Raw genomic sequence first — 9,099 nt, forward strand, 5'->3', positions numbered from 1 at the left:
ATCACCTTCGGTTATCATGTTTTCGTTAGGAAACAAGGTTTCCGACTCTCTTACCAAGAATTTTATATAGTTGTTATGCAGTTGTCAATGTAAGTTGGATGTTCGAAGAGAACATATTGACTTTCTAGAAAAGGGAAGTTACAATGAATTCTAACAGAAACACTGTTACCAGATAATGCGATGATTCTTAACTTTCTTGGGAAAGTTGGGGATTATTTTTAACTTCTCGGCAACAATGTTTCTAAATCAAAACTTAGTATCCGAAAGGGGGATGTGATATGGAAATTAAGGGGAAATGGTCGCTCGTCACGGGAGCTTCTTCCGGTATTGGAGAGCAATTCGCGAGACAACTGGCCAAACAAGGCAGCCATTTGGTGCTCGTGGCCCGATCGGAGAGCAAGCTTGAGGACCTGGCATCAGAGCTTAGAAAGAGGTATGGCATCAAAGCCGAGGTTATCCCTTTGGATCTTGCGAAAGAGGGCGCGCCCAGTGAGTTATATCAGCAATGTCGGCTTTTGAAAGTGGAGATCGAACTGCTGGTCAACAATGCAGGTTTTGCTACACATGGTTTGTTTGAACAAGTGTCAGGTGAGCGTCAACATGAAGAAGTGATGCTCAATGTCGCGGCTGTTGTAGATATGACCCACTTGTTCTTGCCGGACATGTTGCGCAAAAGTTCAGGTGCAGTAATTAATGTTGCTTCAACCGCCGGATTTCAACCGCTTCCCTATATGGCCGTATATGGGGCAACGAAAGCTTTCGTCTTATCGTTTACTCAAGCATTATATTGGGAAAACCGCGACCGCGGCGTCAAATTTTTCGCACTTTGTCCCGGTTCGACGGATACCAGTTTCTTTAATGTCGTAGGGGCGGAAGAAGCCTCCGTCGGAAAGAAAGACACTCCGGAAAGAGTCGTAGAGGTTGCGCTTCGCGCGTTGAAGGAAGGGAAACTGTATGTCGTTCCCGGTATGCAGAACTATATGGGGGCGCAGCTAGCGCGATTCATTACACGAAAGCAAGGTCTTCGGCTTGTTGGAAGCATGCTTCGGCCGCGCGAAGGATCCGGCAATTATAAGAATCTGGGTAATCAATCTGATCTTGCAGGGAGGACTAATCAATGAAAGCTATACAACTGACAAACGGCTTCGGCTTTGAGGAATTGACCTTGGCGGAACTCGACATACCAACGCCGGGCCCTCAGGAGGTGCTGATCCGCATGAGGGCAGCTTCTCTCAACTACCGGGATTTAGTGATCCTGAATGGATTAATGCCGGTCGACATCAAGTTTCCCTTCATTCCAGTATCAGACGGAGCGGGAGAAATTGTAGCTGTAGGCCCAGGAGTAACAAGATTTCAGGTAGGACACCGGGTAGCGGGTAATTTGCAGCAGCGATTCATTGCCGGCAATCCAAGAGCGGAGGTATTAGGAGAAAGTTTGGCAGGTCCGTTGAACGGAGTGGCGGCCGAGTATGTCGTCCTGCATGAAAATGGAATCGTCCGTATTCCCGATCACCTCACATGGGAGGAGGCCTCCACATTGCCGATCGCCGCATTAACTGCTTGGAGCATGCTGATCGAATACGGCGGTTTGCAAGCGGGTGATACCGTGCTGCTGCAAGGAACAGGCGGTGTTTCCATCTTCGGCCTTCAATTCGCTGTTATGGCCGGAGCACGAGCCATCATCACATCAAGCAGCAACGCCAAGCTGGAACGGGCAAAGGCACTCGGCGCATGGCAAACGATCAACTATTCGGAAGTTCCCGAATGGGATAAGGCGGCGTTAGAGCTGACTGACGGCGGCGTCGACCATGTTCTGGATGTTGGAGGAGCGGCGACGATGGTGAAATCCATCAATGCGCTTCGCATTGGAGGGACAGTGAGTATGGTCGGGTTCTTATCGGGATTGACCATTCCGGAATACGATGTCACCGGCATCTTGCAGAAAGCTGCAACGGTTCGCGGCAGTCAAGTCGGCAACCGGGATCACTTTGAAAAGATGAATCGGGCAATTGCCCATCATGGTTTGCATCCTGTCATTGACCAAGTATTCCCACTGAACCGAATTGGAGAAGCATTCGCGCTCTTGGCCGAAGGAAAGCAATATTTCGGTAAAATCGTAGTCCAAATTTAAAATTTTACTTCCATGACATAGGAGGCGCTCTAATGCCTAATACAATAGATTTCTCTACTAAAGCTCCTCCAGGCGGAAATCATCCGAAACGCTCAACACATAAACGGATACGCAGAGTGGGATTATCGCTGCTTGCGGTGATCCTTCTTGGAGTGATCACTTTCCTGCTTGTACCTTCACCTATCGAACCGGCAAAATGGATCGCGCCAACGGCCCCGTCTTTTCAGGAAGCGGGTCCGTGGCAACAGAACAACAAACTCAGCTCGGCTCAGCTAGTTACGGATGCCCCTAAATCCCCGGAATTCATTACCTTTGATAAGGAAGGTAATCTATATACAGGAGATTCTGACGGGAAAATTTATAAGGTTCCTTTCGATGCAGAGGGTAATCCGCAAGAGGCTCAAGTGTTTGCAGACACCAAAGGAACGCCCAACGGACTTAAATTCGATGACAATGGGAATTTGATTGTTGCTGATATCAAGAGGGGACTGCTATCTGTAAACCCATATGGGACCGTAGAGGTATTGGCCGATCAAGTGGACGGCAAGCCGATCTATTTAACCAACGAGCTTGATATTGCCCAGGATGGTACCATTTATTTTTCCGACACCTCGACCTATGGCCGCGTGATGTTCAAAGAAATGGCCGAGAACAAGCCGCATGGACGTTTGCTGAAATATGATCCGGTAACCAAGCAGACGACCGTCCTGTTAGAGGGGCTCTATTTTGCCAACGGAATTGCCTTGTCTAGTAAGGAGGATTTTGTGCTTGTGGCGGAATCGTATCATTATCAGTTGACCAGATACTGGCTGAAGGGTCCGAAGAAGGGGACATCTGATATTTTCGCGGACAATCTTGCGGGCTTTCCAGACAACATTACGCGCGATGAGCAGGGTCATTTCTGGGTCGGGATCTTTACGACTCGCATTTCTTTTGTAGATCAGATGCATCGCAGCCCTTGGTTGGCCGGTACCATGGCCAAAGTGCCGGAGTCGCTGCTTAGCGGAGCAAGCGCACCGGCGAAGCATGGGCTTGTAGTGGAGCTCAGCCCGCAGGGGGAGCTGATCGAAAGCTGGCAAGATCCGGAAGGCTCGCTGTATGGCGTAACTACGGCTGTAAGCCATAACGGATATCTATATATAGGGACGGCGCCAGGAGGCAGCCAGGGCGTTCATCGCGTGCCGCTAACCAAATAATTGCCTTCACGGCAAGCCCAGCGGTTCCAAAAAAGCGACGTCAAATTTTGGGGAAGCGCCCCCGAGCCCGGAATATCCGCTCCCGGACGAAGCGAAGAGCCTGATCATGAACACCCGGCTTACTATTTTTGGAAGCAATGTGATGTTTTCCGATACTTTTCCCGGTATGCCTTTTAGGTAGGCAACAATATTAGCCTTGCCATTGTGACCGACGACAAGGACGCCTTGCAATCCGCGTTTGATAAACTTAAAGAGGGCGGTAAAGTTGGCATGGAGCTTCAAGAGACCTTTTGGAGCAAAGCTTACGGAAGTCTGTCGGACAAGTTCGGTGTGCAGTGGCAGTTCAACCTTGGTATGGAAGAATTGTGACGGGATGTCAAAGGGTTATGACAGTAATAGCAACGCATTTGCCAGAGCGCATCGCTGACAGCAATTAGGTCAGGTTCATCCCCCCAGGCCCCATTATAATGATTTAATGACCTTCCGAATGCGGAAGGTCTATTTGTTTTATACAGATTTAAAATTAAAGGATAACACTGATTTTTAAATTTAATACTGTGGCTAAAGTTGTTTATATACCTTGATTGATGTATGTAAAATAACCAATTCATTTTGTAAACTTATCTGGAGTGAGCGATTGCTTGCTCTACAGCGGAATCATGAATCCGCACAAATGAAAGGAGGTGTTTGATATTGAGTCCAAATCTGACTTCAGCCGCGCAAAGTGCCGCGAGTGGAGTTTCTTCTGTTCGCCTTCCGTGGGCCGGATTATTAGCCCTTGCCATGGCAGGGTTTATCTGTATCCTCACAGAGACGCTTCCAGTCGGTTTGCTTCCCCAGATCGGCGGGGGACTTGGAGTTTCGGAGGCGGCTGCCGGCCAGCTTGTCACTTCGTATGCTATCGGCTCCCTGCTCGCCGCAATTCCCTTAACAACTGCAACACGAGGGTGGAGGAGAAGGCCGCTGTTGCTGCTGTGTATTATTGGTTTTCTCGTATTCAACAGTGTTACAGCACTATCCTCTAGCTACATGCTGACGCTGATTGCCCGTTTCTTGGCTGGTGTATCTGCAGGTGTCTTGTGGGGGATGACAGCAGGCTATGCCCGGCGTATGGTGCCGGATGTTCTTAAAGGCCGGGCCGTGGCGGTGGCAATGGTCGGCACTCCTCTTGCTCTGGCGCTTGGTGTCCCTGCCGGAACATTCCTCGGCGTGCTAGTTGGCTGGCGCTCTATTTTTGTAATCATGTCGCTGCTGGCGGTGCTGCTCGTTGTTTGGGTGCTCTGGAAAATTCCGGATTTTCCCGGACAGGCCGCGGCCCAAAGACTCCCCCTTCACAAAGTTTTCATTTTGCCGGGGGTGCGGCCCGTGTTGATTGTTGTGCTGGCATGGGTGTTGTCTCATAACATTTTGTACACATATATTGCGCCTTACCTTGCCCGGACCGGACTTGCCCGTCGTGTTGATATGGTACTGCTTATTTTTGGGGTTACATCGGTTGCAGGGATCTGGATAATCGGACTGTTGATTGACCGTATACAGCGCCTATTGGTATTGATAAGCCTCGCAGCTTTCGCATTGGCATCCCTTCTGCTTGGCATAGGCAGCAGTCAACCCGTTGTGGTCTATGCAGCGGTTGCCGTCTGGGGACTTACGTTCGGCGGAGCAGCGACACTGCTGCAGACGGCAATAGCAGACGCCGCTGGCGAGAGTGCGGATACGGCTCAATCGATGCTGGTGACAGCATGGAATCTGGCTATCGGCGGAGGCGGGATAATTGGCGCTGTTTTACTCGAAACCCTAGGTGTTCGATCCTTTCCGTGGGCCTTGCTTATGGCTGCTGCTCCTTGCACTGCTCGTTGTGTGGCGGGCACAAGAATACGGATTTCCTTATACTTCTTCGAGAGAAGGAATGAGAAATTTATGATCAATCGGTGAAGACATGACAATCAGGATCGTATAGGTTCCATACTTGTCGCACTGATTGCCAAACTCTTCGAGAGCGCGTGTAGAGTCGGTCTGTACTTTTAATAAATAATTGTGTTCTCCGCTTATGCGGTGGCACTCGGCAACATGGGGAGAGGAACGGACGAAATCAAGAAAGGCATAGCAGTCTCTAGTCCGAAATAACATATAAGCTGCTGTATTTCTTCCAATTTGTTCAGGATTGATGACTGTACGATACTCTTCGATCACGCCTTTTTCTTCCATTCGTCTTACTCTTTCCGTTACAGCAGGTTGGGATAACCCTACGCTTTTACCCAACTCTGTCATCGAAATCCGCGCTTGATTTTGAAGATGGAAGAGGATTTGCTTGTCTACATGATCCACTTTGAATGTCCTCCTTTAAATTTAAGGTCTTGCGAATAAAATTCCTCATATTCATTTGTGTAATTATCATAATGGATGAAATGCGATATGTAAAATGAATGATTAATTCAGAGATGAAGTTAGAAAGGGTGGCTGCCACTTGAGCGAATACGGTGTAAATAAGACAGGTACAGAAGTTCTGCAAGCACGTATTGATGAAGTTATTGATCGTACAATTGCCGAAAAAAGGCTGGTTGGCGCTGTTGTCCAAGTTGCACTTAACGGAACGCAATGTTATAACCGCGCTGCCGGATATGCAGACCGAGAACAAAACCGGTTCATGCAAGAAAATACGCTATTCCGGCTTGCTTCCGTATCCAAACCGATCGTTTCCACAGCTGCCCTGGTGCTTGTATCGCAAGGCCGTCTGGGGTTGGACGACCGTGTGGACAGATGGCTGCCCGAGTTTCGTCCCCGACTGCTGAGCGGTGAATTTGCCGCCGTAACCATTCGGCATTTGTTGACTCACACGGCAGGGCTGACCTACCGTTTCTTCCAGAAGGAGTACGATTCATATGACAACGCCGGAGTATCGGACGGTATGGATCAGGCCGGCATTTCATTGGAAGAAAATTTGCGGCGCATTGCTTCCGCACCGCTGCTCTATACGCCCGGTACCCAATGGAAATATTCCATTGCAACAGATGTGCTCGGTGCGGTCATTGCCAGGTCCGCCGATGCCCCGTTAGACGAAGCGGTGCGTTCTCTGGTAACCGGGCCGCTCGGCATGAAGGATACCGGGTTTATTGCAGTCGATGCTCCAAGGCTTTCTGCGGCATATGCGAACGATCTTCCCGAGCCGCGCCGGCTGCTTGATTCTGACCACATTCCATTCATAGAAGGTACTTCGGGTTTCAGACTTGCTCCCGGCCGGGCGCTTGATCATACGGCGTATCCTTCAGGCGGAGCTGGCATGGTTGGCAGTGCGGGCGACTTTATGCGGCTGTTGGAAACGCTGCGAAAAGGCGGAGCGCCTTTATTACCGGAGAGCCTAGTTAGAGAAATGACTACCAACCAGATTGGCGATCTTCCAATGGCCTACTGGCCAGGGCGCGGGTTCGGGTTGGGTATTACCGTGCTAAAAGATCCGGTGGCCGCTCAAACATCCGAATCGCCGGGAACTTGGCGCATGGGCGGAACTTACGGGCATTCCTGGTTCGTTGATCCCGTCAAGCAAATAAGCGTCGTCGCGTTCACCAATACCGCGCTGGAAGGCATGTCGGGCCAGTTCACGATAGATCTATGTGAAGCGGTTTATGAAGGGCTTAGGAAGTCATGAGGCGGGGATTTTGAAATAGCGTGAATTAATGAAGAAGAGGGAACAGTACCCTGACTATTGGCCTGACTGTATCGGTAGGCGCGATGCGGTCAGGGTTCGATCCCTTCAGCTTGCGATAAAAGGTTTAATGCTCTCTTTCAGCGTAGTTACCGGGCGGCCCAATAGCTGCTTCAGATCGCCTGAGGTTGAGGAAGTATCGATTTGGCTTAAAAAGCCGTAAATCCAATTTTGAATCTGGGAGTCTTGACACAAGGAAACCGGTTTGCCTGCCAGGTCGGACAGGGCCGCAGCCAGCTCGCTGAGTGTCCATGCAACGGGCGCGGTGAGCCCATAGGTTTTATTTTCATGGCCAGGTTCGGAAAGAACTGCTGCAATGGCCGTGGCGAGATCAAGGCGCGTTACGGAGTTGAACTTCCAATCCCCCGGGTAAACGTTGAGTTTACCGTTAGCAATTGCAGCATTCAGATCGAGCGCTCCTACAAAATCCATATACAAGCAATTACGAAGAAAAGTATAAGGAATTCCGATTGTACGAATCCCATGTTCAGTAGCTAAATGCAGATGAGAAAGGGAAGTCGTACCCTTTTCAGGAAAGGCGAAGCTCGTATATAAAAAATGGCCAACCTTAGATCTTTTTGCCGCTTCTATGACCTGAGCATGCTGGCGTAAACGAATGGTATCATCGTGATGCGGGCTTGAAATCAATAGCAATCGAGATGCTCCTGCGAATGCTTGCTCAAGGGAGTCAGGCTGGTCGTAGTCGCACAAACGGACGGCAATTCCCTGTTCCTCAAAGTGTTTCCCGGTCTCAACACGGCGAACACAAGCAACGATTTGATGGGCTGGAACGTGTTGAAGAAGCTGCTCTATAATCAAATTTCCTAGCTTCCCGCTGGCTCCTGTAATAACAATAGACACTGAAATTCATCCTTTCCATAGGTAGAATTTTAGTTAATCGCTTAACTAAATGGGTGAAAAACGGCATTACGCCCTTTTTAATTTTTGGAGTAAGGCAAGGAGTTGATGCAATTCCTGCTCATTCAGCGCTTGCATTTTTTCAGCAATCTGCTGCCGATTCTCGGGTAAGTGTTGCAGTAACAGACTTTGACCTTCGCTTGTAATCGTAATGACTGACTTTCGGCCATCCTTGGGATGGGGATCCCGGCGAATAAATCCTTCGTTCTCCAAAGGACTGAGCAGTAGAGTAATATTCGATTTGGTTACACCGATTTTTTGTGCGAGCTTGGAGGGAAGCAGGGTTCCTCCTTCCTTCATAAGTTCAACCAAAATCCGTATTCTGGCTCCATTCAACCCTTTGGTTTGCCAGTATTTTTCTGAAACATCGACTAACTTTGCCGTTGTTTCCACCAGTGCGAAGAAAACTTGGTTATGCAGCGGTAAATCGAGCACGTAATTTTGCAGGTCCTTCATACAGCTCACATCCTTAAATAGTTAAGACCTTAACTAAAATAAATTTACTGAATAGAATAATATTTGTCAAGGAACTGCTCCCATTCTTCGCTAGAGTTCATAACGTTATGAATCAAATGGCCAGTGTTCAGCAGAAGTCGCAAGCTTTCATTGAACGGATCATTAAGCCGGGATCGCTGACCACAAACCAGATTATGCTGCTTATTCAGCTTCGTCTTTCGGGAAGCCTGACGATGTAGCCGAATGGTTTGCCGTTACGCCACTCAGCCTGCCTTTTGGGTTATGTCTGGCTGCTGTGTTGATGATTTCATTCTTCTATACCAGGCGCTTCCTGCGGAGATGTCTCCTTTACTTGCGAACACCATAACGATTCTTTTGAGGTTAAACATCGACGCAGCCCGGTAAGGGTTGCGTTTTTTTGCGATTCAGACAGTATCCATATCCTTCCGGAATCGCCCTCGAAAAGAATCATATTTACAAACCGATGGTCGGTTTGTATAATGGGGTTATTATATAAGATGAACTTGAAAAATGACATTAGGGTAAGGAGTAACGAAAGGGAAGTTTGGAACTGTAGGAGAGACAGCGATCGCCTTTGTCTCCGGATTTCATCCGCGAAGAGCGGTTTTGATTAAAAAATCTGGGGACAACAGCGGCCAGAAGTCCAAACATTCCTCGTAGTTACGACTGATATC

Annotated in this window: 8 protein-coding genes and 2 pseudogenes; 7 read left to right on the forward strand and 3 right to left on the reverse strand. The window is 48.9% G+C overall.

Annotation, left to right across the window (positions count from 1 at the left end; translation table 11 throughout):
* The first annotated feature begins 278 nt into the window (after nt 1-278).
* The 5 genes and pseudogenes from L691_RS0118710 (at nt 279) to L691_RS29390 (ending at nt 5,251) form a co-directional block, all read left to right on the forward strand.
* Nucleotides 279-1,121: an SDR family NAD(P)-dependent oxidoreductase gene (locus tag L691_RS0118710; RefSeq protein WP_025691925.1), complete on the forward strand. Its 843-nt coding sequence runs from the start codon at nt 279-281 to the stop codon at nt 1,119-1,121.
* Entirely contained in the window at nt 1,118-2,131 is a 1,014-nt protein-coding gene (locus tag L691_RS0118715) for a zinc-dependent alcohol dehydrogenase family protein (RefSeq protein WP_025691926.1), read from the forward strand. The genes L691_RS0118710 and L691_RS0118715 overlap by 4 nt, the downstream gene beginning before the upstream one ends.
* A 32-nt stretch (nt 2,132-2,163) precedes the next feature.
* Complete coding sequence (locus L691_RS0118720; protein ID WP_025691927.1) at nt 2,164-3,327, forward strand: SMP-30/gluconolactonase/LRE family protein; 1,164 nt, start codon at nt 2,164-2,166, stop codon at nt 3,325-3,327.
* Nucleotides 3,328-3,370: 43 nt separating this feature from the next.
* Nucleotides 3,371-3,696, forward strand: a pseudogene (locus L691_RS29385) (VOC family protein); the annotation flags it as partial.
* Between the two features lie 414 nt (nt 3,697-4,110).
* Nucleotides 4,111-5,251: pseudogene (locus L691_RS29390) on the forward strand (MFS transporter).
* Here L691_RS29390 and L691_RS0118740 read toward each other — a convergent pair.
* On the reverse strand, nt 5,215-5,655 hold the full coding sequence (locus L691_RS0118740) for an Lrp/AsnC family transcriptional regulator (RefSeq protein WP_025691929.1): 441 nt from the start codon (nt 5,653-5,655) through the stop codon (nt 5,215-5,217). The pseudogene L691_RS29390 and the gene L691_RS0118740 sit on opposite strands and share 37 nt — an antisense overlap.
* A gap of 139 nt (nt 5,656-5,794) precedes the next feature.
* On the opposite strand from L691_RS0118740, the gene L691_RS0118745 reads away from it, so the two are divergent.
* Nucleotides 5,795-6,973, forward strand: coding sequence for a serine hydrolase domain-containing protein (locus L691_RS0118745; RefSeq protein WP_025691930.1), 1,179 nt, complete (start codon nt 5,795-5,797; stop codon nt 6,971-6,973).
* A 105-nt stretch (nt 6,974-7,078) separates the two neighbouring features.
* Here L691_RS0118745 and L691_RS0118750 read toward each other — a convergent pair whose 3' ends face one another.
* A complete protein-coding gene (locus L691_RS0118750) occupies nt 7,079-7,891 on the reverse strand; it encodes an SDR family oxidoreductase (RefSeq protein ID WP_025691931.1) in 813 nt (270 codons plus the stop codon).
* Nucleotides 7,892-7,957: 66 nt separating this feature from the next.
* Nucleotides 7,958-8,404 carry a MarR family winged helix-turn-helix transcriptional regulator gene (locus L691_RS0118755; RefSeq protein ID WP_025691932.1) on the reverse strand — a complete coding sequence of 149 codons (447 nt, stop codon included), beginning with the start codon at nt 8,402-8,404 and terminating at the stop codon, nt 7,958-7,960.
* Nucleotides 8,405-8,511: 107 nt separating this feature from the next.
* Between L691_RS0118755 and L691_RS33995 the strand changes: the two genes are divergently transcribed.
* Nucleotides 8,512-8,643 (forward strand): hypothetical protein, encoded by a 132-nt coding sequence (locus L691_RS33995; protein ID WP_269634870.1) that lies wholly within the window; start codon nt 8,512-8,514, stop codon nt 8,641-8,643.
* Nucleotides 8,644-9,099 lie beyond the last annotated feature (456 nt).

Source organism: Paenibacillus zanthoxyli JH29 (assembly GCF_000520715.1).
GTDB classification, from domain to species: Bacteria; Bacillota; Bacilli; order Paenibacillales; family Paenibacillaceae; genus Paenibacillus_AQ; species Paenibacillus_AQ zanthoxyli.